Annotated in this window: 19 protein-coding genes; 9 read left to right on the top strand and 10 right to left on the bottom strand. The window is 67.7% G+C overall.

Annotated elements, in window-relative coordinates:
• On the bottom strand, positions 1 to 3,501 hold a 3,501-nt coding region (locus tag AB0C20_RS25340), incomplete at its 3' end, for a ThuA domain-containing protein (protein WP_357568879.1).
• 233 nt (positions 3,502 to 3,734) lie between these two features.
• On the opposite strand from AB0C20_RS25340, the gene AB0C20_RS25335 reads away from it, so the two are divergent.
• Positions 3,735 to 4,580, top strand: coding sequence for an SAM-dependent methyltransferase (locus AB0C20_RS25335; RefSeq protein WP_357568878.1), 846 nt, complete (start codon positions 3,735 to 3,737; stop codon positions 4,578 to 4,580).
• A 161-nt stretch (positions 4,581 to 4,741) separates the two neighbouring features.
• Here the strand turns inward: AB0C20_RS25335 and AB0C20_RS25330 are convergent, their stop codons facing one another.
• Positions 4,742 to 6,850 carry a DGQHR domain-containing protein gene (locus tag AB0C20_RS25330; RefSeq protein ID WP_357568877.1) on the bottom strand — a complete coding sequence of 703 codons (2,109 nt, stop codon included), beginning with the start codon at positions 6,848 to 6,850 and terminating at the stop codon, positions 4,742 to 4,744.
• A 176-nt stretch (positions 6,851 to 7,026) separates the two neighbouring features.
• Entirely contained in the window at positions 7,027 to 7,869 is an 843-nt protein-coding gene (locus AB0C20_RS25325) for a Dam family site-specific DNA-(adenine-N6)-methyltransferase (protein WP_357568876.1), read from the bottom strand.
• A 391-nt stretch (positions 7,870 to 8,260) separates the two neighbouring features.
• On the opposite strand from AB0C20_RS25325, the gene AB0C20_RS25320 reads away from it, so the two are divergent.
• Both AB0C20_RS25320 and AB0C20_RS25315 read left to right on the top strand, forming a co-directional pair.
• Positions 8,261 to 9,454 (top strand): helix-turn-helix domain-containing protein, encoded by a 1,194-nt coding sequence (locus AB0C20_RS25320; protein WP_357568875.1) that lies wholly within the window; start codon positions 8,261 to 8,263, stop codon positions 9,452 to 9,454.
• A 295-nt stretch (positions 9,455 to 9,749) separates the two neighbouring features.
• Positions 9,750 to 10,934: a helix-turn-helix domain-containing protein gene (locus tag AB0C20_RS25315; protein WP_357568874.1), complete on the top strand. Its 1,185-nt coding sequence runs from the start codon at positions 9,750 to 9,752 to the stop codon at positions 10,932 to 10,934.
• A gap of 120 nt (positions 10,935 to 11,054) precedes the next feature.
• Here AB0C20_RS25315 and AB0C20_RS25310 read toward each other — a convergent pair whose 3' ends face one another.
• Together AB0C20_RS25310 and AB0C20_RS25305 are read right to left on the bottom strand one after the other, a co-directional pair.
• A complete protein-coding gene (locus tag AB0C20_RS25310; protein ID WP_357568873.1) occupies positions 11,055 to 11,591 on the bottom strand; it encodes a hypothetical protein in 537 nt (178 codons plus the stop codon).
• 38 nt (positions 11,592 to 11,629) lie between these two features.
• Entirely contained in the window at positions 11,630 to 12,757 is a 1,128-nt protein-coding gene (locus tag AB0C20_RS25305; RefSeq protein ID WP_357568872.1) for an NAD(P)/FAD-dependent oxidoreductase, read from the bottom strand.
• Between the two features lie 22 nt (positions 12,758 to 12,779).
• Here AB0C20_RS25305 and AB0C20_RS25300 point away from each other — a divergent pair, with 22 nt between their 5' ends.
• Positions 12,780 to 13,505, top strand: coding sequence for a TetR/AcrR family transcriptional regulator (locus tag AB0C20_RS25300; RefSeq protein ID WP_357568871.1), 726 nt, complete (start codon positions 12,780 to 12,782; stop codon positions 13,503 to 13,505).
• 90 nt (positions 13,506 to 13,595) lie between these two features.
• Positions 13,596 to 14,414 (top strand): hypothetical protein, encoded by an 819-nt coding sequence (locus AB0C20_RS25295; protein WP_357568870.1) that lies wholly within the window; start codon positions 13,596 to 13,598, stop codon positions 14,412 to 14,414.
• A gap of 33 nt (positions 14,415 to 14,447) precedes the next feature.
• Here AB0C20_RS25295 and AB0C20_RS25290 read toward each other — a convergent pair whose 3' ends face one another.
• Positions 14,448 to 16,001, bottom strand: coding sequence for an NAD(P)/FAD-dependent oxidoreductase (locus AB0C20_RS25290; protein ID WP_357568869.1), 1,554 nt, complete (start codon positions 15,999 to 16,001; stop codon positions 14,448 to 14,450).
• 177 nt (positions 16,002 to 16,178) lie between these two features.
• Between AB0C20_RS25290 and AB0C20_RS25285 the strand changes: the two genes are divergently transcribed.
• From AB0C20_RS25285 to AB0C20_RS25270, 4 genes are all read left to right on the top strand, one after another.
• Positions 16,179 to 17,405, top strand: a complete 1,227-nt coding sequence (locus AB0C20_RS25285; RefSeq protein WP_357568868.1) for a hypothetical protein — start codon at positions 16,179 to 16,181, stop codon at positions 17,403 to 17,405.
• Positions 17,406 to 17,439: 34 nt separating this feature from the next.
• On the top strand, positions 17,440 to 17,880 hold the full coding sequence (locus tag AB0C20_RS25280; protein ID WP_357568867.1) for a hypothetical protein: 441 nt from the start codon (positions 17,440 to 17,442) through the stop codon (positions 17,878 to 17,880).
• A gap of 81 nt (positions 17,881 to 17,961) precedes the next feature.
• Positions 17,962 to 18,534: a GNAT family protein gene (locus tag AB0C20_RS25275; protein ID WP_357568866.1), complete on the top strand. Its 573-nt coding sequence runs from the start codon at positions 17,962 to 17,964 to the stop codon at positions 18,532 to 18,534.
• Between the two features lie 29 nt (positions 18,535 to 18,563).
• Complete coding sequence (locus AB0C20_RS25270; RefSeq protein ID WP_112590058.1) at positions 18,564 to 18,977, top strand: type II toxin-antitoxin system Phd/YefM family antitoxin; 414 nt, start codon at positions 18,564 to 18,566, stop codon at positions 18,975 to 18,977.
• Between the two features lie 203 nt (positions 18,978 to 19,180).
• Here AB0C20_RS25270 and AB0C20_RS25265 read toward each other — a convergent pair whose 3' ends face one another.
• Genes AB0C20_RS25265 through AB0C20_RS25250 form a run of 4 tightly spaced genes read right to left on the bottom strand, consistent with a single transcriptional unit; the run spans position 19,181 to position 22,312 of the window.
• On the bottom strand, positions 19,181 to 20,248 hold the full coding sequence (locus tag AB0C20_RS25265; protein ID WP_357568865.1) for an ABC transporter ATP-binding protein: 1,068 nt from the start codon (positions 20,246 to 20,248) through the stop codon (positions 19,181 to 19,183).
• Positions 20,245 to 21,081 (bottom strand): molybdate ABC transporter permease subunit, encoded by an 837-nt coding sequence (gene modB / locus AB0C20_RS25260; protein ID WP_357568864.1) that lies wholly within the window; start codon positions 21,079 to 21,081, stop codon positions 20,245 to 20,247. The genes AB0C20_RS25265 and modB overlap by 4 nt, the downstream gene beginning before the upstream one ends.
• Positions 21,078 to 21,893, bottom strand: a complete 816-nt coding sequence (modA, locus tag AB0C20_RS25255) for a molybdate ABC transporter substrate-binding protein (protein ID WP_357188279.1) — start codon at positions 21,891 to 21,893, stop codon at positions 21,078 to 21,080. The genes modB and modA overlap by 4 nt, the downstream gene beginning before the upstream one ends.
• Positions 21,890 to 22,312, bottom strand: coding sequence for a TOBE domain-containing protein (locus AB0C20_RS25250; RefSeq protein ID WP_357188277.1), 423 nt, complete (start codon positions 22,310 to 22,312; stop codon positions 21,890 to 21,892). The genes modA and AB0C20_RS25250 overlap by 4 nt, the downstream gene beginning before the upstream one ends.
• Positions 22,313 to 22,624: the final 312 nt, after the last annotated feature.

Raw genomic sequence — 22,624 nt, 5'->3', positions numbered from 1 at the left:
GGTCACCGAGGCGCTCGCCGAGGCCGGGGTGCCGGCACAGCTGACCGTGATGGTCAGGTTGAGCGAGCGGGTCTCCCCGCTGGTGTAGGTGACAGTCACCCGGGCGGTGTAGGTCCCCTTGCGGGGGTAGCTGTGCGCCGTCGACCGTAGCGTCGCCCCGTGTGTGATGGCGCTGTTGTCGCCGAAGTCCCACGCGTAGTCGGTGATGCTCTGCCCGGACGGCGCCGTCGCCGTGGCGGTGAGCGTGGTGGTCAGCGGCGCGGCACCGCCGGTCGGGTTGGCGGCCAGGGACAACGTCCCGCCCGGCTCCTGTTTGACCCCGGCGCCGTTGAACCGCAGCCAGTCCAGGGCGAGTAGGTCCGGGGTGCCATTGACCTGGGCGGCGTTGACGAACTTCGCGTACAGGGTGGTAGTGCCGGTGGGCTTGTTGGTCAGCGTGACGGTGGGGGAGACCAGGTTGTCCCAACCGCCGGTGGAGCCGATGGCGGCCGTGCCGATCAGCGTGCCGGTGGGCGAGCCGGTGCGCAGTTCGATGGTGCCGCCGAGCCCGCCGTTTGTCACACCGAACGTCACCGAGCCGACGTTGCGCAGGTCCGCCGGCCCGAACGCCACCCAGTCGTTGTGGTCGACCTCGCCGAGCCGTTTGCCGGCGCGGGCGGTGGCCCGGTCGTTGACGGTGACGCCGGACTGGGCGCTGAAGTGCTCGGCCTCCTTGCTCTTGGGCTGCAACTGCACGCGGGTCGAGCCGGTCAGCGCCGGTACGCCGCCGGCCGCGCCGCCGTCGGTGTACTGCGCGGTGATCAGGGTGTAGAGGTTCTGCCCCGGCCCGTGGCCGTCACCGGCGTCCGCCTCGGTGGCGAGCAGGCCGGAGCAACCGGTGTAGACGTCCAGCGGGTGGGCGTGCGAGTCGTGGCCGAGCTGCGTCTGCACCGTCACCTTGGCGCAGTCGATGGTGGTCTCCTCCGGGTCGGTGACCGTTACCGTGTACGGGATCTTGTCGCCGAAGTCGAAGAACCCGCCGTCGGGCACCGTGATGGTCACCGTCGGTCGGGTGTTGCCGACCACCACGTCGGTGACCGCGGTGGCGGTCAACCCGTTGCCGCTGTTGCGCACTGTCAGCCGGGCGGTGTGCTTCCCGGCCGTCGAGTAGGTGTGGCTCGGGTTGGCGGCGGTGGAGTCGGTGCTGCCGTCGTTTGTGAAGTCCCAGGCGTAGCTGTGCGCCGACCCGTCACCGGCGGACGACCCGGCGGAGGAGAACGTCACAGTGAGCGGCGTACGTCCGGTGTCCGGGGTGGCGGCGATCTTCGCGGTCGGTGGCCGCCCGTTGGCGACGTAGTCGATCCGGTAGATGCCCGCGCCGGCGTTGCTGCCGCCGCGACCGCTGCCGGTGCCCTCGCCGAAGTCGATGACGTAGAGCGAACCGTCCGGGCCGAACTCCGCCTCGAAGGGCTGGATCCAGCTCATGTTGCCGAAGATCCCGTTGATCGACTGGAGGTCACCCACGGCCGTGGGGCCGAAGCGCGAGTTGCTGAAGGTCTGCGCCGTCTTGTGGATCGACAGCGTCTTGAACCATCTGCGGGTCAGCTCATAGGTGATCCACTTGCCCTCGAAGTACTCGGGGAACTTCGTGGTACGGGTGTTGGCCGGGTCGTAGTCGTAGACCGGGCCGCTCATCGGCCCGCCACCACCGGTGCCCAGCTCGGGGAACTGGGTGGAGGCGGCGTACGCGTACCAGACCAGTGCGGACTTCGCCGCCGGCAGGGTGGTCAGGCCGGTGTTGTTGGGTGAGTTGTTCACCGGCGCGGCGCAGTTGAACTTCGCCCCCGAGGTGTTGGTGGCGAAGTTGTAGTCGTTGAACGGGATGTTGTTGCCCACGCAGTACGGCCATCCGAAGTTGCCGGCACTGGTGATCCGGTTGAACTCGACGGTCCCCTCCGGACCACGGTTGGGGTCGGCGGCGCGGGCGTCCGGACCGTAGTCGGCCACCAGCACCGCGTTGGTCTGCGGTTCGATGGTGATCCGGAACGGGTTGCGCATGCCCATCGCGTAGATCTCCGGCCGGGTCCTCGCGGTGCCGGTCGGGAAGAGGTTGCCGCTGGGCACTGTGTACGTACCGTCGGATTGTGGGGTGATCCGCAGGATCTTGCCGCGGAGGTCGTTGGTGTTGCCGGCGGTGCCCTGGGCGTCCCAGGCGGCGCGGCCGGCGCGTTCGTCGACGGGGGTGTAACCGCTGGAGGCGAACGGGTCGGTGTTGTCACCGATCGCCGCGTAGAGCCGTCCGGCCGCGTCCATGGCCAGCGACCCGCCCATGTGCGAGTTGGCCCGGCCTTCACCCCGGTAGGTGGGGATTGTCAGCAGACGTTTCTCCGAGGAGAGCGCGACGCTGTTGTTGGCGACAGTGAACCTCGACAGGTTGAGCTGTTTGAGGGTCTTGTCCGACCAGAGCAGGTAGATCCAGCCGTTGCTGGCGAAGTTGCGGTCCAGGGTCATCCCGAGCAGCCCGTCGGACTGGTCGGTCATGGCCGAGGTGTACGCGAAGTCCAGCAGCGTGGTGACCTGGAGGGTGTCGGAGTTGACCACCTTCAGCGCGCCGGTGCGCTGGATGTAGTAGACCTTCCGGTCCGGGCCGACGGCCAGCTCGAACGGATCGGCCAGGTTCTCGGTGACCAGCCCCACCCGTTCGAAGTTGCTGGTCTTGGTGGCCGAGCAGTCACCGGCGACAGCGCCGGCCGCCCACTCGATGCCGTAGCGCAGGTGCTCCAGGAAGGTCGGCGTGCTGAACTGGGAGCTGGCGTGTCCGCCGGCGGTGAACCAGGACCGGCCGCCGTCGTAACGCTGACACCAGGAGTACGCGTGGTCGACGCCCTCGTCCAGGCCGTTGATCCCGTCGCGCACCTTGATCTGGGCGAGGGTGTGCACGTTGCCGGTCGGGTTGGTCCGCCAGTTGTACCACTCCTCGCTCTGCTCCCAGAGCTCCGGCAGGTTGCGCGTGGAGGGGTGCGCCCGGTCGAGCACCTTGACCCGGCCGGGGAAGGTGCCGCCGGTGGACGAGAAGTCGGGGTGGTAGTCGAAGATCGTGCCGACCAGGCCCTCGTACCACTGCCAGTCACGTTCGCTGGCCGACGCGGCGTGCAGGCCGGCCCAACCGCCGCCGTTGCGGATGAACGTCTGCAACGCGGCCCGCTGGCTGGCGTTGAGCAGGTCACCCGAGGTCGGAAGGCTGTTGGTGTTGTTGAAGACGAGAGCGTCGAAGGTGGCGAGGTTGGCGTCGGTGAAGGCAGCCGCGTCGGTGGTGGCGACGACCTCGAAATTGTGAGCGGCGCCGAGCTGCTGGATCGCGGCGATGCCGGCCGGGATGGAGTCGTGGTAGAAGTTGGTGATCTTGGAGAAGACCAGCACCCGGAAGCGCGGGGCGGCCTCGGCGGGCAGGGCGGTGGTGGTGCTCACCACTGTGGCGATGGCGAGCAGGATCAGGCAGAACGCACGGAGGTGTCGGGGCATGGGGGCGCTCCCTGTCGGACGGTGAGGGGTCGGAAAGCGCTTTCTCGCTGCCCGCATCACGGTACTGACAGCCAGTGATGACCGTCAATAGCCTCTTGGTAAGCGGTTTCCCGCTCCCGCGGCGTCCGCGCGTCGGCGGGCCCCGCAGGCCCATGGGTACGGCTTAAGATGTCCTCTGGATGCGCCCGGTGACTGTGTGGATGCGGCGTGTCCCGTCGACCTGGGGAGGTCTCGTGACGGTGCCGTCCACGTCGGAATTGCCCGAGGGCCGTGGTGCCGACCGGATCGACACCACGACTGTGCATCCGGCTCGCCGCTACAACTACTGGCTCGGCGGCAAGGACAACTTCGCCGTCGACCGGGAGTCCGGCGACCAGATCGCGGCCGTCTATCCAGGGGTACGCACGCTCGCCCGGGAGAACCGGGCCTTCCTCGGCCGGGCGGTCCGCTTCCTCGCCGAGGAGGTCGGCGTTCGGCAGTTCCTCGACATCGGCACCGGCATCCCGAGCGCCGACAACACGCACGAGGTGGCCCAGTCGGTGGCCCCCGACTCCCGGGTGGTCTACGTCGACAACGACCCGATGGTGCTGGTCCACGCCCGGGCGCTGCTGACCAGCGACCCGGCCGGCGCCACCGCCTACCTGGATGCCGACCTCCGCGATCCGGAGGAGATCCTCGCCGACCCGCAACTGCACGCCACACTTGACCTGTCCCAACCGGTGGCGCTGGTGCTGATCGCCGTGACGCACTTCCTCACCGACGACGACCGCCCACACGAGCAGGTCGCCCGCCTGCTCGACGCGCTGCCGTCGGGCAGCTGGCTGGCGCTGACCCACTTCACCACCGACCACCTCCCCGCCGAGATCGTCAGGCGGATGGAGGCCGAGTTCGCCGCGGGCCGGATGAAGCAGGACGCCGTCTCCCGCGACCGCGCCGAGTTCGCCCGCTTCTTCACCGGTCTGGAGCTGGCCGAACCGGGCATCGCCCCGGTCACCCAGTGGCGGCCGCAGGTGCCATTGGAGCAGCGTCCGCCCCTAGCCGACGCCTCCATCTATGGCGCGGTGGCCCGCAAGCCCTGACCGAGGAACTGTGGTTGTAGGTTCAGCCGAGCGACAATCCGCTGCCTTCTTACTTGATAACGCCGGGATTCCACGTAGGTAGATCCTGTGAGCACTGTCCCAGGATCTACCATCTTGGCGGACGCAAAGTAGGGCGCAGTGCTTGCTGAGAAGAAGATATTCTAGACTTGGTCCTTTATCAGCCAGGCCGTCAGCTCACTCAGGAAACTATACTCGCTTGGCGTCACTGCATAGGTGTGAAAGTTCTCATTGCGAATCCTATTCAGCTCCGTCAGCCAGGATGCGCGGCTCTTCCATGCGCCTGGCTTTGATCGCTCACTAGGTCGGGTATATCGTTGCGCAAATACATCTTTCCAAATTTCTTGGCTTTGCGTCATTATTTCATGATAATTAATTAGATGCAGGCAGTCCCACGCTTCTACTTTTTGGTCGGGATCTAAGTCGAGATTCTTCTCGACTGCCAGCCTTGCTGCGTCACCACGAATCTTTCGAGGTACGCCATCCTGGAACCATCTAGCGCTCCCGAACTTGTCTTCCAGCCTCCGGCGAACATCTTGATTTAGGAATTTCTCTAGCTCGCGGATCATTTCGAATGATTCAGTATTGAAGGCCTTGGCTTCTTCTTGGACGAACGTGGTTAATCCGGGAGGAGAAAAATCAGGGCAGCTCTCGTGTACTGCGAGCTGAAGCTGACGCCAGTACCTCGTTCCACCGCCCGAACCGTACATACGCCGATACTCGGCGGATCGCTCAGGGCTAACAGACTGCAGGTGTGTCACGACGCAGTCCAAGTAAACGACGCACTTTGCAAACAATTCTTCCGTCGAAATAACGCCAATCTTGACACCCTCGGTGGAGATGACGTGATCGGTCACGTCGCTAAATACTCGGAGCAGCGACTCGACGCCAGTGTTGATAAACACGAATCCGCCGTCGCCCGCGCCTAGCTGCCATTGCGTACTCAAACCATCTATGACGTGTTTGAAGCATTGCTCAAGAAACGGCACCAGCGCCTCGAACGTCGCCTGATTCGTTCCCAAATAGAAAGAGCCGGCATCTTTTATGCGTGTTTTATAGAACGACCCTAGAAAATTTCCTCTCGATAGTCCGTTGTTTATGGCGTCGATAGTAAGACACCGAATCGGTGATCGGGTATTTTCTCCCAGGATTATCCGGCCGTGCAGAGGTGACGTCTTAGATTCTCCTAGATACTGTGCTATGCGTAGCTTCAGCGCACGTACCCGTTCGCGCAGATCGGCTGAGTCCCACAGCAAGTCTGCGTTGAGTGTGTTTCTCAAATTCTTCGGAACTGGCTGCTGGTTCTCGTTAATTTGCATGAATAGGCGAACCTGGTCGGATGGGGGCAGGTTCACGAAGGCGACAACTGGTACTAACTCCGATGTTGCGCGATCCGAATTCGCATATCCGTAAAGTCGATGCTGCCCATCTATTACGTACGCGGCCCGGTAATGTCGGGGGAGGTGAAGAGTCCCAAGCACAGGCCCATCGCCGGCTTTTGATACAGCGTCGAACTGCGGCGGTCGGCTACCCGTCTCGAGGTTGAGAATGATGGAATTTGGGAAAAAGCCGCCCTCGTCAACGAATCGAGAAACCGCTTGTAGTCTGGCTTTCTTGATGAGGCGTTGATATGTGGGCATAAGATCACTGTTGGCCTTATTCCTATGGAGCACGTAGGCGAGTTTCAGTAGTCGCTCAGGCTCTATAGCGAACGAATAATAGAGTAATCCTCCCATGCGGCCTCGGATTGCGTGAACTTTCGGATCAAGCGCTGGTATTCGTTGGCCCGCGAATAGGTTGCCAAGCAGCTGGAAGCGTGCTGCTTTTCCCAGATGTTCAGCCAGCAGGAGATAGTATTCAATCGCCTCTTCGTCTAGGTGAGCTATCCCGCTTCTCGACATGAGTTCTCGGCTACTTTGGGTAACTGCAAGATTGTTCGTAGCAAGTATGAATTTCGGTTTTCTGTTCGGTAAATGCCGCCGAAGCACCCTAATCATGTCTTCTCGTATATCCAGCAGTGCTTGAACCTCGCGCTTAAATTGCGTCGAGCGAAATGAATCCGACGAGTGGCATGCCACTACTAGCACCACTTCATCGTCAGCCGCAAGGACCGATATCTCTGGTGTCTCTCGGTCGGATCCACTAAGTAAGTCAAAGTCGACCCCCCGGTTTATCGTCGGAAAGTCGAGCTGCGCAAAGGCGGCCCAAACGCGATCACGAAAAGCGACATCATGGGGCTTTTCCGTGCGCATTCGGGCAGATCTTTGTAGTCGTTTGTCTATGACCCAGCCGGCCTGCTGGTGTTCTCCAATAGACCTGTTAGGTACAGTCTGCAAGAGGTAGGGGGACAAACGTCTTTTGGCTTCTCTCGGTATCGCCTGGGTGGGCAGGAAGTACTCGGTGAAGTCGGCTTTCGCTGTCGTTGGGCTCATGTTCGGCTCACATTCGTGAATAAGTACTCGATCGCGGTTCCTCGACTTGCTGAGAGCCCACCAATTGCGTTCCGGCGACTAGTCTCGATTCTCCGGTCGCCTTTTTCGAAGAGTTCAGCTACAGATAGGTGTGCAGCGTTGGTCAAGATGTAAAAGGCACCTCTATTTCGAATCTCGCTCACAAGTTCGCTTAGACGTACTTGGTCTTCCCAGGAGAATAGCTTCTGATTGTATTTGACGAAGCCGTTGTGATTATGTGCGACGGTGTAGGGAGGGTCAAGGAACACCAGGTCTCCCTCGTTGATGTTGTCGATGCATTGCGCGAAGTCGGTCGAGGAAAGTGTTACCCCCTGCAGTCGGGAAGCGGCGGCTTCAAGGTCTTCCTCGCTGGGTAAGCGCGGGATCCCATCGCGGCGACCGAATGGCACATTGTAGCCACCTTGTCGGTTCACCCGATAGACGCCATTGTATGATGTATGGTTTAGAAAGATGAATCGTGCTGCTTTTGTGGAGTCGACTCTCGGTTGAGCTGCACGGAGGCAGTAGTAGTATTCCTCGGTGTTCCTATGCCTCTTGAGTGCTCGGGAAACACCGGCTGGATCATCGCGGACGGTCGCGTAGGTGTGAATTAGCTCTGAGTTCAGGTCGGACAAAAACGACGGCCCAGCTGGAAGAAGCCCAAAGAAGGCCGATGCTCCGCCAAGGAAGGGCTCGTGATAAGCGCGGAACTTGAGGTCGCCAATGAGTTCGGAAAGCTGAGGTATTAACCAACGCTTCCCGCCTACCCATCTCAGAAATGGCCGCACTGTACGGCTGACGCTCGGATCGGCGTTTCCCATGCGCGGCATTATAACGAGACTTCCCGCTTTGGGAAGGTGTTGGCGACTGTCGAATTTCCGGCTGTACGCTGAGGTTGGTCTGAGCTACTACGGACCGGCGCCCGGCTTCTTAGAGCTATAACACTGCGCCGTCCAAACATGGCGTCAGCCTGCGACATCGGTAGGGCTGGAGTCGTTCGCTACCGCCAACATCCCTCCCGGCAGGCTTATGCCGGGCGGCTCAGGCGATCGTTACCGCCGTCGTCACGTTCGGTTTCGAGCATCAAGTGGTGATGTCCCTTCAGGATCGGGCACCACGTACCCCTAGCTGACCGTAGCGGACGGTGACTGCTCCCGGTACCGTCCGAAGTGGCGGCCGTCGGGCGTCGCCGAGCCCGCGACCTGGGAGCCGATGATGAACGATCCCGAAACTTTCGGTGCACGCCTCCGCGCCCGTCGCGAACGCGCCGGCAAGAGTCGTCCGGTCCTTGGCGGCCTTGTCGGCCGCAGCGCGGAATGGGTCAAGGCGCTGGAGAACGGCAAACTGCTTCCACCCCGCCTGCCGATGTTGCTCCGTCTCGCCGAGGTGTTGGAGATCTCCGACCTGGCCGAGTTGACGGGCGACCAGTCCCTACCGGTGGCGTCGGTGACCCGCGCCGGTCATCCCGATATTGGCAAGGTCGCCGCCGCTATGCAGAGCACTGCTGTGACGGCAGGTGACCCGATATCCGCCCCAGTGCTCCGCGGCATGGTTAACCAGGCGTGGGCGCTGTGGCATCGTTCCACCGCTGAGCGGACCGCCGTTGCTGCCGTGCTTCCTGGGCTCCTGAACGAGGCACGGCGTAGTGCCTGGCGACTCGATGGCGATGATCGCCGGAGTGCGTCGGTCGAGTTGGCGCGGGTCTATCACCTCACGCAGCTATACCTCGCGCATCAGCCCTATCCGGAGCTGGTGTGGCTCGCCGCCGACCGAGCGATGCATGCTGCGCAGGGCGCTGACGATCCTGGCGCGATGGCAGCCGCGGCCTGGTACTACGCCCACGTCTACCGGGGGGCGAACCAGGTCGACGCGGCCGACCAAATCCTCCGTGAGGCTGTCGCGCTGGTCGACCCCTCCGCGGGTGACGAGCAGTTGGCCCGGTGGGGTCAGCTGCAACTGGGACTCGCCTTGGGGCAAAGCAAGGCCGGCCGCGCTGGGCAGGCGTGGCGGGCGTGGGACGCTGCGGACGAGGCAGCGACCCGGCTCGGTGGTGTGCACCCTTGGCTGATGTTTGGGCCCGCCGCCTGCACCGCGTACTCGGTCACCGTTGCCACGGACCTCTGCCGTCCGCGCGAGGCGGTCCAGCGGGCGGATACGACCGACTACCGCGCTCTGCCATCGCACACCCGCCGGGCAGGCCATCTCATCGAGGCCGCACGTGCACACCTGCTTGATCGGGGCGAGGTTGCTGCGGTGCACCTGCTCGGTAGGGCGCTGCGGGAGAGCACCGACACTGTTCGCCACCATCCGTACGCCCGCACGCTTGCAGTGGAACTGTCCTCCCGGCCGGGAACGGTAGGCGAGGATGCACGAGAGTTGGCTCTCGCCCTCGGCGTTTTGGGGTAGCCGTCCCTCAGGTATAGATCGTCCCCTTCGTTGGTCGTGACTATTCGTAACCTCCGGGTGCGGTCGGCGGTCATGAGCGTCGCCGACCCCGCGCACCAGGAGGGGGTGGCGATGACCAGACGGGGACACGGAAATCTCGAACTGCCGGAGTCTGGGTCGGCCGGCGAAGCAGCCGAGCGGGAGGCTGCTAAACAGCGGATCCTTCAACTGGCCGATTCCGAGCGAATACCCGTTGAGGACACCGCGCGGGCGGTACCGGACCGGCGGTGGCGCAATGCCCAGTCCCGCTAGCTCCGTGCCGATCGGTCGGCGGGTCGCGTACTGGCGGGTTCAGCGGAAGCTGTCGCAACAGTCGTTCGCCGACCGGCTCGGCAAGTCGAAGAGTTGGGTGGATAAGGCAGAGCGGGGGGTGAGATCCCTCGATCGGCTGTCCACCCTTCAGGAGATCGCCGCAGTCCTGCGGATCGACGTGTCGGCGCTCCTCGGCCGCGATATCGAACCGGTTGAAGTGGCCCAGCGCTTGCAGGCAGTCGACCATATCCGGACGGCGTTGAGCACTTACGAGGTTGCATTGGCCCGCCCGACGGCGTCCGGCAGCATGTTGTCCTCCGCGCAGGTTGCGGACCTGGTGAAACACGCTTGGATCACGTACCAGCAAGCACGGTATCCGCAATTGATCACGCTGCTGCCCAACCTCCTGATGAGCGCACAGCGGGCTTATGTGCCTGATCCGGAGGCTGGTCAGGCTCTATTGGTCGACGCGTATCGCATCACCGCAGCGCTGCTGGTCAAGCTCGACGAGGCAGGCCTGGCGTGGCTGGCTGCCGATCGGGCGATGAACGCTGCGACTGGAGAGGCAGTGCTGCTGGGTGCCGCTGCTGTCCAGCTTGGTCAGGTTCTTCGCGTGGCTGGGCGGGCGCGTTCAGCCAGGAGCGTGGCACTGTCTGCCGCATACCGAATCGCGCCGCCAGACTTAGACAACGGTCGGCCCGAGGAACTGTCGCTGTGCGGCGCGTTACTCGTTCAGGCTGGGCTGGCTGCGGCACGTCAGGGAGAGGACTCTGCTGCCGCTAGGTTGCTTGACGAGGCCGCCGAGCTGGCCGTCCGTGTGGGGGAGGGCCGCGATGACCATCAGACCAACTTCGGACCCACCGCCGTCGATTTGGCCCGGGTCGCCGCAGCCCTCGACCTGGACGCGGCGAGCGACGCGGTCGTCTGGCATGAGAGGGCTACTAGTCAGGCGGCCTGGAGTTTGCTGCCCGCCGAGTACCGCGCCGGACACCTGATCAACGCAGCCCGCGCGTACCTCCAGACGGACGATCCCGTCAACGCCGGCCGTGCCTTGATCGACGCGGAACGCACCGCGTCTGCCGAAATTCACCACCGACCCGTAGCCCGGAAACTCGTTGCCCAGGTCGCCCGCTGTCCCGCCGCCCCCGCGACGGTCATCGGACTGGCCGCAGCGCTGAATGTGACCTGAGTCGGCCAACGGCAACGAGTCGCATCACCGGGCGCATCCGCACGCCTTGCGCGGCATCCGGACAGCGGGTGTCGCCGCCAGGGCGTCGGGCGTTGAGCCACGGGCCGGGCCGTTCCTGGGTCAGGCAAACGGCTTCGGGTCGAAGCTGATGCCGCCCCGTTCGGCCATCCGGAGCACTCGATTGCCGTAACGCGGGGGTTGGCGCAGGTAGAGGGTGTAGCCCGACGCCTGGAACCTCAGGTCCAGGTCGCGCCCTTCCAGGTGCCAGCAGGGCTCCCCTGACTGTGCGGGGGCCTCCTGGCGCAGGTTCTTCAACTCGAACGGCAGACAGATGGAGTGCAAGCCGCCGACGATGTCCCAAACATTGTGGAAGATCAGCGTGGCCGGTGCTACCCAGAAGTGGACTTGCCGCATCGGGCCCGGATCGACCCGGCGCACGATGTAGTCGAGGTCGAGATGCAACGTCAAGGCCGACGGTGCGGTGGGATCGAGGTCGTCGTCCTCGCGATAGTCCCCTGTCGGATCTTCGAGCGGACCCTCGTCGTGGGTGACGGCGAGCGCGTGAATTCGGCAGTAATCCCACGAGGTTTCCACCAGGTCCTGATCTGTCAGGGTGGCCTTCCGGAGACCGGACTCACTGTGCACATCCGTCGTCATGAAACGATTATCGCCAGCCGCGTCGACGGCGCCAGATGTCATTCTGTGCGTGCGGGCTCCGCCGGCCGGGTGAAGAAGCGGACGATGTCTTCCGCCGCGGTAGGGGACAGCATCATCGCCTGGACTCGTGCGGACATGTCGGCGATCGGCTGAATCCTGTTGAACATCGACTCCTCGTACGTCCGGATCGCCGAATTCGGGTCGGCCGGGTTGGCAGCGAGCTGACTGGCGAGTTCTGCGGCGTCGAGCATGGCCTGGTTCGCGCCCTCGCCGACCGGTGGCATGAGGTGCGCCGCGTCGCCGATGAGGGTGACGCCCGGCCGGCTGGTCCAGCGCGTACCGATGGGCATCGCCTCGATCAGGCGTGGCGTCGGCGCGCTCTCGGCGGCCTCGATGAGTGCGGTGAGGCGAGGGTTCCAGCCGGCGAACAGGTCCAGCAGCGCCTCCTTGGTGCGGTACGCATCCAGGGGCCGGTCCTCCGCGCGCAGCGAGATCCCGACCCGGAGGCTGCCGTCGCCGAGACGTTGCGCTGCCAGGATCTGGTTCACCCCGACGCACCACAGGTTCCCGGGGCCGACCAGCTCGGCGAGATCGGGATGACGCCGGTCGACGTCGTCGACGCTCAGCTCCACGAGCGTTGCCACGTAGGACAGTTCGACGTCGGTCAGCAGTGACCGGACGACTGAGCGCGCGCCGTCCGCGCCGATGAGGATGTCGCAGCCGGCTCGTTGGCCGTCGTCGAACGTCAGTTCCCAGCCGTCGTCGGGTCGGTGGGTCGCCGCGACAAGCCGGTGCCGCCAGGCAACCGTGTCGCCGGGGAGCGAGTCGAGGAGGAGATCACGCAGTGCGCTCCGATCGATCTCGGGACGTCCGGAGAACGAGCCGGGTTGCGGCTCGTGGTGCACCAGGGTGCGTCCGGTCGGGTCGAGGATGCGATGTTCCTCGCCGTCGGGCCGCGCCTCCGACCGGAACCGGCCGGCGAGACCCGCCTCGGCCAGGGCCAGTTGCCCGGACTCCGGGTGCAGATCGAGGGCGCCGCCCTGGGGCCGGGCGGATCGGCTTGCTTCCCGGTCGTACACCACGGAGTCGATGCCGTGTCGGTGCAGGATCCGAGCCAGCGTCAACCCGCCGAGTCCGCCACCGGCGATCGCAATTCGCTTTCTCACGGCGCTACCGTACACTGTATTGGTGGATACACCGTACGGTAGTGAGCCGCTGCCCGTTTGGGAGCGGCCCGAACCTCAGCCGCGAGCGGTGCCGGTGCCGTTGAGCCGCGAGAAGATCGCCGCTACGGCGATCCGGCTTGCCGACGCGCACGGCCTCGACGGGCTGTCACTGCGCAAGATCGCCAAAGAGCTCGGTGTCGGTCCGATGCGGCTCTACGACTACGTGATCAACAAGTCGGAGCTCCTCGATCTCATGGTCGACGTCGTCTACGCCCGGATCGCCGAGGTGGGCCAGCGCTCCGGGTGGCGCGACACGGTGCTGGCCGTCGCCCACGCGACCCGCGCTGCCGCCCTCGACCACGAATGGTTCTCCGACGTGCTCGGCGGACGGCCGCACCTGGGGCCACACGCGCTCGCCGTGGGCGAAGCGACCGCCGCGGCGCTCAGCGCGGCCCCCGGCGTGCGTGACATCGACGATCTCCAGCGAGCGGTGGGCGCCCTCAACGCCTTCATCATCGGATCGGTCCGCAGAGAGGTCACCGAACGACGCACCGCACGCTCCACCGGCACCGACGAAGCCGCCTTCCAGGCCAGCCTCGGCCCCTACCTCACGCGCATGTTGAAAACCGGCAGGTATCCCACGGTGGCCCGGCTCGTCATCGACGGCGCCCACCTCAACGCCGAGGAGACCTTCAACCACAACCTGACCACCATCCTGGACGGCATCACGCGCCGACGCCCAACGTGACCTCTGAGATGTAACCGCCTCCACCAACCTGACCCGCTCGACTGGCCGTACCCACACGGCGGCGACGCGAGCCCAGACAGGAGCCCACGAGTGGACGTCAGCCTGGCGACGAGCGCCGGCAGGGCCGATCGGCCGAACGAGGACTTCGTCGGTGCGGTTCCCGGCGCTGTCGTCCTGCTCGACGGCGCCGGCATTCCGGGAGCTGAATCGCTCTGCTCCCACGGCGTCGCCTGGTACACGCACCGCCTCGGCGGCGCGCTGCTCGGCCACCTGTCGCGCGGCGACGGGCGAGAACTCGCCGCGATCCTCGCCACCGCGATCGACGAGATCGCCGCCGAGCACGGCGACACCTGCGACATCGCGGACCCCAGCAGCCCGCAGGCCACCGTCGCGATGGTCCGCGCCCACCACTGCCGCTTGGACTGGCTCCTGCTCGCGGACTCGTTCCTCGTCATCGACCAGGTAGACGCCGGCCCGCTGGTGATCACCGATGAGCGCGAGATGACTGCCCGGCGGGAATGCTCGGCGCCGCTGGCCGGCGTTGCCCAGGAAACGCCGGAGTACGACAGGGTGCGGGCCTCCTGCGTCACCGCGCTGCGTGCCCGCCGGAACCAGCCGGGCGGCTACTGGCTCGCCAAGGATGACCCGCGCGCGGCGTGGGAGGCGGTGAACGGCAGCCGGTCCCTCGCCGACCTCAACGGTGTCGCGTTGCTCAGCAACGGTGCCAGCCGCATCGTCAGCCCGTACGGTCTGACCGACTGGCCGGGCGTGGTGGACCTGCTTCGGGCCGGCGGGCCGGCCGGCGTCATCGCCCGCGTCCGGCAGGCCGAGGCGCAGACCACCGGTGGCGCGGATGCGCGCAGCCCGGACGACGCCACAGTGGCCCACTGCACGCACCTGCCGCGGTGAGCACCCGCTCGTGCCGCGAGAGCGTGCTCGGCTTCAGGCGGGAGTTGGGGGAGCTGCGACAGGGGCTCGGTCGTCCGACCCCTCCGGCAGGGTGATCGGCGCCGCGATGATCCGGCTGGGCACCACCGGCGCGTCCCGGCCGGTGCCGCGCCGGTTGTCGCCGCCGGAGGATTCCTCGTGGTAGTCCTGCTCTACGTTGACCGACCAGACGTCGTGCGTACTCCCGGTTGCGATGTTCTCGGCGGTGAGCATCGCGGTCAGCATCGAGTGGTCCTGGTTGTTGTAGCGGTGCATGCCGTTGCGGCCCACCGGGTGCACGTTCGGCACCGCCTCGGTCAGCCAGGCGCGGATCACGCCCACGTTGTGCTGGTAGCGCTCGTCGTACACCGGGTAGGCCTTGGGCATGCGCACGACGTAGCCGGCCTCCACCACGCCCTGTCGAACCAACCCCAACCGCTCCAGCTCCGCGGTGGCGAGGGCCACCAGGTCGGCATCCGGCGTACGCCACATCTCGTCGTCCTCGAACACGAAGTACTCCAGGCCCAGGCAGGTGCGGCCGTCCTTGACGAGGTACGGCGACCAGGAGCCGAAGTTCTGGATCCGGCCCACCCGCACTCCCGGGTCGTGCACGTAGATCCAGTTGTCCGGGAACGAGAACTCCGCCGGCACGACCAGGGCGACAGTCAGGAAGTCGCGGTAGCGCAGGTCGGCCGCGCAGGCCAGCACCTCCGGCGGCGCCGGCGGGTGGAGCGCTGTCACCAGCTCCGAGATCGGCATGGACGAGATCACGTGGTCGGCAGCTTCGGTACGCTGCCCGCCCGCGTCGTTGACAGTCACGCTGATCGCCCGCCGGCGGGCCGGGTCGCGGTGCACGGCGGTGACCCAACTGCCTGTGGACACGTGCCCGCCTCGCTCGCGTACCTGCTCGGCGCAGCGCTCCCACATCATCCCGGGCCCGTACTTCGGGTACTGGAACTCCTCGATCAGGCTGGTCACGTCGGTGCGCCGACGCCGGGGCAGCAGCGCGTTGCGGATCGCCGTGGCCAGCGACAGGTTCTTGATCCGCTGCGCGGCCCAGTCGGCCTGCAGCCGGTCCGCCGGCATACCCCAGACCTTCTCGGTGTACGTCTTGAAGAAGATCGAGTACAGCCGCCAGCCGAACCGGGCCGACACCCAGCCCTCGAAGTGCGACTGGTCCCGTGGCGGCCGTAGCCGGGCGCGAGCGTACGAGCCGAGGCAGCGGACCGCCTCCGGCAGACCCAGGTTGCGCAGCGCGTTCACAGCGCTGAGCGGGTAGTTGAACAGGGCGCCCCGGTAGAAGATGCGACTCATTCGGGGCCTGGTCAGGAAGTCCTCGTCCGGCAGGATCTCGTGCCAGAACGCCTCCACCCGGGGCACCTTGGTGAAGAACCGGTGCCCGCCGATGTCGAACCGCCACCCGTCGCGCTCCACGGTTCGACTGATCCCGCCGACCACCTCGTCGGCCTCGAACACCTGCACCGACCGGCCGTGCCGGAGCAGCTCGTACGCCGCGGTGAGCCCGGCCGGCCCCGCACCGATGACCACAGTGCCGTTCTGCTCGCTCATGCTGACGCGCTCCCTGCTCACCGCCATGGTTGAGGCGCGGCGTCCACCCGCTCTGCGCAGAATGTCACACTTAGTGCTAGTTGGTTCCTGCTTCGGTAGGGCGCGCTGCGGCGTACCACGAGAAGAGCGACTCCTCCCGCGCGGCCGGCGGACCGGGGGAGCGGGGAAGCGGGTCGGATGGACCGGTGGCGCAGCGGCGCGGCGACGCTGGCCGGGCGGGCGGTCGTGGCCGGCCGCGGCGCAGCGCGCCTGGCTCGCCGGGTGCCGGCGCCCTGGGCGTACGTCATCGGCCTGTTTCTCGGCACGAAGCTGCTGCTCACAGTGCTCGGGCTGCTGGTCCTGCACGCCTGGGACGGCGTCCCCGGGGCACCGCCGCCGGATGAGGCGTTGATGTGGGCGCAGCAGCGGCAGATCTCCGGGCACCGGTGGATCTCCTTCTGGTTCGCCTGGGACTCGCTGCTCTACCTGCGGCTGAGCACCCTGCCCCTGACCGGGCAGTGGGTGGACTTCGGCTTTCCCCTGCTGTACCCGTTCCTGGCCCGGCCGGTCGGCGTGCTGCTCGGCGGCGACACCGCACTGGCCCTGTTGCTGATCAGCAACGTCGCGTTCCTGCTGGCGCTCTGGTACGGCTACCGGCTGGCGGAGCTGCTGCTCGGCGACGCGTACGCGGCCCGCCGTTTCACCCGGTACCTGGTGCTGCTGCCGACCGCGTTCCTGTTCCAGGCCGCGCTGACCGAGTCGCTCTTCGTCTGCCTCGCGTTGGCCACCTTCTACTACGCCGAGCGACGCCGGTGGCTGCTGGTCGGCGTGGTCGGCTATTTCCTGGCGATGAGCCGGTCCGTCGGCCTGCTCGTGGCGCTGCCGCTGGCCCTGGTGCTGCTCCGGCAGCACGACCGGCGGCTCGGGCCGCGCGCACTGCTCGGCTATCTTCGGCTCGGCTGGCCGTTGCTGCTGCTCCCCGCTGGGTGGTTCACCTTCATGGCGTACTGCCGGTGGCGGGGTGGAGACTGGTTCGCCTACCAGCACGCCCAGCAGACCGGTTGGGGCATCGAGGTACAGAACCCCGTTCCGGTGCTGCTCGACGGGCTGACCGGGGAGCCGCGCGACGCCGCTCGGGCGTGGTTCGCCGTGGCCGTCCTCGCCGTGCTGGTCGCCGGGTTCCGCCGCCGGGAGCTGGCCTACCTGGTGTACGGCGTTCTCATGGTGCTGGTGCCGCTGTCGATGGGCCCACCGGTGTACAAGAGCCTGCTGCGCTATCTGCTCGCCGCCTTCCCGGTGGCGCTGGTGCTGGCCCGCTGGGCCCGCCACGCCACCGTCGACGTGTGGCTCACCGCGGCGCTCGCAGTAATGCAGGGCGTGCTGTTCGTGCTCTGGCTCAGCTACTGGACCCACATGATCATCTGATTGGCGCTGCTGTCGGCCGGGCAAGAGGTACGCGATGACCGAGCCACGGGTACGCCTCGACGACCTGGGCGCCTGGCTGATTAAGGGCAACGCGGACCTGGTCGACCTCGCCGCCCGGTTCGCCAGTGAGCCACTGGTGACGAGCTGGTGTGTACGTCCCGGCTACCGGGCGCGGTTGATGTGCGCCGGGCAGCCGGTGGTCTTCTGGGCCAGCGGCAGCCGGGGCCGCCTGCCGTACGGGGTGTGGGGCGTCGGGCGGGTCACCGGGGCCGCCGAGCCAGGCGCACCGGGGCAACAGTGGTCGGTGCCGCTGGATCTGCCCATCCTCGCCGAACGGGACCGGGTGTCCCGGCGGCTGCTGCGCGCCGATGACCGGCTCGCCGCGCTGGAGGTGTTCCGTCAGCCGCAGGCCGGCAACCCCTCCTACCTGACAGTGGCCCAGTTCGCCGCGCTGCGGACCCACCTGCCGGAGTGAGCGCGGAGGGCGGCCGTGCCTTGCCCGAGGTGCCTGTGCGAGCCTCCTACGAACGTGAGAAGCGCATTGAGTGGAGGCCCGGTGTTCGCCCTGCCGCTGACCGAGGACGTCGAGCTGCGCCCGCTGGACCCGTGGCGGGCCGAGGAGTTCCTCGCCCACCTCGACCGGGCCCGTGAACACATCCAGCCCTGGGTGTCACAGTCCTTCGTCGCCGCTGACCTGCCGTCGGCCCGCGCGGTGTTGCAGCGGTACGCCGACCTCTGGGCCAGTGACAGCGGTGGCATCTGGGGGCTGTGGTGGCGGGGCGCCCTCGTCGGTGGGGTCATGTTCGTGTCGTTCGACGTGACCCGGGGCGTCTGCGAGGTCGGTTGCTGGGTGGAACCGGCGGCGCAGGGCAGGGGCCTGGTCGCCCCGGCGGTGCGCCGCATCGTCGACTGGGCGGTGCGCGAGCGCGGCATCCAGCGGGTGGAGTGGCGGACCAACGCCGACAACATCCGCAGCAAGGCCCTCGCCGACCGGCTCGGCCTGCGCCTCGACGGCACGCTGCGCCAGGTCAGCCCGGGTCCGCACGGTCGGATCGACATTGAGATCTGGTCGGTGCTGGCCGACGAGTGGGCCGCCCGCCACGCACCGTCCACTGACGACAGCGAATAGTTGTCATACCCGCGCGGCACCATGCATCCATGGCCGTCCCCGCGCTCACCCCTCATTCCGACCCGCCGCGTTCCGTGCCGCTGCGTGAGGCGCGCACCCGGTTCAGCCAGCTCGTCGCGCTGGCCGAGCTGACCGACGCGGTCACCGTCGTCACCCGCGACGGCGATCCCCGCCCGGTCGCCGCGATCGTCCCCGCCGCAGCCGCCCGCAGCGGCGCCCAGGCCCGCGCCGACGCCGACCGGCTCGCGACGGTCACCGCCGGCTGGGCCCGCCGCCTCGAGGAGCAGCACCGACGCAGCACACAGCGGCACGCCGCCGAGCTGGGCGCGGTCCGTGCGGCGCTGGCCGAGGCGTGGGCCGAGCTGGACAGCCGGGTCGTCCCGGGCAGCGACCCGACGCTGGCCCGGCTGCGCGCCGCACACGCCGACCTGCTCGCCGGCTGACTCGCGACCGCGTCCGCGTGGCGTTGGCTGCACCAGCTGAGGCGGGTGCCGCGCCGGGTGTGCGGCCGTGTCGTGCCGGCTGACCGGTCCGCGCTGGCGGGCAAGCCGGTCGACGTCCGCGCGGGCCTGCGCTCCGCTGCGGTCGGCGTGCGTGCGGGTCGGCGTGTGCGGGCCGGCGTGCGCGCGGGCCGCCGGTCGTCTGGTCAGCCGGTGGCCGGGTACGCGTGGGTCTCGGTCGCCTTGACCGCCACCCAGACCTGCTGGCCGGGGATCAGCCGCAACTGGGCGGCGGCGGCCGGCGTGACGTCGGCGGCCACCCCGATCGGCCCGTCCAGTTGCACCCGCACGTTGTCACCATGACGCTGGACGCCGGCCACGGTGCCCGCCCAGGTGTTCCGTGGGCTGCCCTCCGGCCGGGCCGGGTGCAGAGCCACCGCGGCCGGGCGGAACGCCACGAACGCTTCGCCGTCCAACCGGTCGGCGACCGTGAGAGTCAGCTCCGGCGACACCCGCACCCCGTGCCCGTCGGCGCGACCCCGGTACAGGTTCAGCCCGACCAGCCGGGCGACGTAGTCGGTGCGCGGGCGGGCGGTGACGCTCGGCCCGTCGCCCTCCTGTACCACCCGGCCACCCTCGACGATGACCAGTCGGTCGGCCAACGCCAGCGCGTCCAGCGGGTCGTGGGTGACCAGCACCGTCGCGCCCGCGTGCGCGGACAGGTGCCGGTGCAGCTCCGCGCGGGTGTCCAGCCGGGTGCGGGCGTCCAGCGCGGCGAGCGGCTCGTCCAACAGCAGCAGCGACGGTGCCACGGCGAGCGCGCGGGCCAGCGCCACCCGTTGCGCCTGACCGCCGGAGAGCTGCCGCGGCTTGCGCTGCGCCTGCGCGTCAAGCCCCACCCGGCCCAGCCACTCCTGAGCCGTGGCGCGGGCGGCCCGGCGCTGGACGCCGTGCCGCCGAGGCCCGAAGGCTACGTTGTCCAATGCGCTGAGGTGCGGGAAGAGCAGGTAGTCCTGGAAGACCACGCCGACCGACCGGCGTTCGGTGGGTACCCAGCCACCGGTCGCCGGGCGGTCCAGGTCGACGCTGTCGAGAGTGACGTGCCCGTCGGTGAGGGGATGCAGCCCGGCCAGCGCCCGTAGCGCGGTGGTCTTGCCGGCGCCGTTCGGGCCGAGTAGCGCCACCACCTCGCCCGGCGCGACCCGCAGCGGCACGTCGAGCCGGAAGACGCCCCGGTCGACGACGAGCCGCGCGTCGAGAAGTCGGTCGCTCATGCGGTGGTCATCCAGCGGTCCCGCAGCGCCACCAGGATGCCCACCGACACGACGAGCAGCACCAGGCTGAGCACGATCGCGGACTCCAGGTCCGTCTCCAACGCCAGGTAGACGGCGAGCGGCATGGTCTGCGTCCGACCGGGGTAGTTGCCGGCGAAGGTGATGGTGGCGCCGAACTCGCCGAGCGCCCGCGCCCAGCAGAGCACCGCCCCGGCGGCCAGACCGGGCGCCACCAGCGGCAGCGTGACATGGGTGAAGGTGGTCCACCGGCTGGCGCCCAACGTCGCCGCAGCCTCCTCGAAGCGGTGGTCGGCGGCGCGGAGCGCACCCTCCACGGCGATCACCAGGAACGGCATGGCGACGAACGCCTCGGCCAGCACGACACCAGTGGTGGTGAAGGGCAGGGTGACGCTGAACGTGCTGTCGAGCCAGCCGCCGAGCAGGCCACGGCGGCCGAAGACCAGCAACAGCGCCACCCCACCGACCACCGGCGGCAGCACCAGCGGCACGGTGACCAGCGCGCGTACCAGCCGACGGCCGGGGAACTCGACCCGGGCCAGCACCCAGGCGAGCGGCACGCCGAGCAGCAGACAGAGCGCGGTGGCCAAGGTGGCGGTCTGCACCGACAGCCGCAGGGCGGTCAACGCGCCCGGCTCGGTGAGCCGCTCCGGCAGGGTCGTCCACGGCGCCCGGATCAGCAGCCCCGCCAACGGCAGGACGAGGAACAGCAACCCCAGCCCGGCGGGGATCAGCAGCGCCGCCGGCACGCGCCCCCGCCGTCGAGGCGTGGCCGGGCGACCGCGGGGTGCGTTGTGGTCGGAGACCTGCCTCACGGGGCCTGGAACCCCGCCTCGGCGAGGACCGCCTGCGCCGGCGCCGAGCGGACGTACGCGACGAATGCCCGTGCGCCGTTGGGATTCGGCGCGTCCTTCAACGCGACGATCGGATAGTCGTTGACCGCCCGCGCCGACTCGGGAAACTCCACGCCGGTCACGTCGGCGCTCGCCGCCCGCGTGTCCGTGCGGTAGACCAGTGCCGCGTCGACCTCGCCGAGCTTCACCTTGGCGAGCGCACCCTTGACGTCGCGCTCCAGGGTGACCGGCGTCAGCGCGACGCCTGCCGCGTCCAGGGCGGTGCGGGCCGCCGCGCCGCAGGGCACCTGACTGGCGCAGAGCGCCACCTTCACACCCGGGCTGGTCAGATCGGCCAGGCCGGCCACTGCCTTCGGGTTACCCCGGGGCACCGCGATCACCAGCTGGTTGCGGGCGAAGACAGACGGCGTGCCGTCGGCATCGCCGGCCTCGACGACAGTGGTCATGTTCGCCGGGGCGGCCGAGGCGAACACGTCCGCCGGCGCGCCCTGGGTGATCTGGTTGGCCAGGGCAGAACTGCCGGCGACGTTGAGGGTCACGCGGCTGCCCGGGTTGGCGGCCTCGAAGTCCTTCCCGATGCGGGTGAACGACTCGGTCAGCGAGGCGGCCGCGAACACGGTCACCGGGCCGGTCACCCTCCCGTCCCCACCGCTGCCGGTTGCCCGGCCGTCGCCCGCGCCGCAGCCGGTCACCGCCAGGCCGGTCGCCACCAGGACGGCCACCGCCTTACGCCTGCTCCGCGCGTTCGTCCGCCCGACTGTCCCCGCGTTCATCTGGCCGACCGTCCGCGCGCCGGGGTGGGTGTGGCCCGCTCCACCACGACGGTGGTCGACTTGATCACCGCAACGGCCACCGAACCGACCCGCAGGTCGAGTTCGTCGACGGCCTCCCGGCTCATCAGTGACACGACCCGGAACGGGCCCGCCTGGATGTCGACCTGGGCCATCACCGTGTCCTTACGGACGTCGACGACGATGCCGCGCAACCGGTTGCGGGCCGAGGAGAACTCGGCGCCCGCGTCCGGGTCGGTTGCTTGAGCGCGAGCGAACGCCGCCAGGTCGACGCCGTCGACAACTCGATGGCCGTGATCGTCGCGCCCGGCCGTCAGGCGCCCGGTGTCCACCCAGCGGCGAATGGTGTCGGCGCTGACGCCGAGGAGGTCGGCGGCCTCCCCGATCCGGTACGTCATCACCCGCTCACCCTAGTGCCCGCATCTGCGAGGGCGGAAGCCAGGAATGGGCAGCAACCGCGTGGATCGGCAGGTGCCCAGCCCTGCAGTTGCGTTTGCCTGCGCTGTCTCAGGACGCCGACGGCTGCCTCGGGCGAGGACGCAAGATAACGCTCGAACCACGAAGTAGTGGTGTCGACGATCGATGAGGCCACTACATCCAGGTTCGAGCACGATCTTGGCGCGGGGCGCGGGGCGCGGGGCGCGGGACGGCCGTCCGCTGCCAGGCGGTCGAAGAGGTCGTTCTCCGGTGAGCCCTTCTCGCGCATCGCCAGG

The organism is Micromonospora sp. NPDC048843 (assembly GCF_040649965.1).
Taxonomy (GTDB): Bacteria; Actinomycetota; Actinomycetes; order Mycobacteriales; family Micromonosporaceae; genus Micromonospora; species Micromonospora hortensis.
The sequence above is the reverse complement of the archived record's forward strand: the minus strand, read 5'-3'. Positions and strand labels throughout refer to the sequence as shown.

Bases quoted from the DNA above. Each gene is read 5' to 3' on its own strand.
- AB0C20_RS25330 (WP_357568877.1), bottom strand. From the start codon at position 6,850: ATGCGCACGGAAAAGCCCCATGATGTCGCTTTTCGTGATCGCGTTTGG.
- AB0C20_RS25325 (WP_357568876.1), bottom strand. From the start codon at position 7,869: ATGGGAAACGCCGATCCGAGCGTCAGCCGTACAGTGCGGCCATTTCTG.
- AB0C20_RS25320 (WP_357568875.1), top strand. From the start codon at position 8,261: ATGATGAACGATCCCGAAACTTTCGGTGCACGCCTCCGCGCCCGTCGC.
- AB0C20_RS25310 (WP_357568873.1), bottom strand. From the start codon at position 11,591: ATGACGACGGATGTGCACAGTGAGTCCGGTCTCCGGAAGGCCACCCTG.
- AB0C20_RS25290 (WP_357568869.1), bottom strand. From the start codon at position 16,001: ATGAGCGAGCAGAACGGCACTGTGGTCATCGGTGCGGGGCCGGCCGGG.
- AB0C20_RS25285 (WP_357568868.1), top strand. From the start codon at position 16,179: ATGGACCGGTGGCGCAGCGGCGCGGCGACGCTGGCCGGGCGGGCGGTC.
- AB0C20_RS25280 (WP_357568867.1), top strand. From the start codon at position 17,440: ATGACCGAGCCACGGGTACGCCTCGACGACCTGGGCGCCTGGCTGATT.
- AB0C20_RS25270 (WP_112590058.1), top strand. From the start codon at position 18,564: ATGGCCGTCCCCGCGCTCACCCCTCATTCCGACCCGCCGCGTTCCGTG.
- AB0C20_RS25265 (WP_357568865.1), bottom strand. From the start codon at position 20,248: ATGAGCGACCGACTTCTCGACGCGCGGCTCGTCGTCGACCGGGGCGTC.
- modA (WP_357188279.1), bottom strand. From the start codon at position 21,893: ATGAACGCGGGGACAGTCGGGCGGACGAACGCGCGGAGCAGGCGTAAG.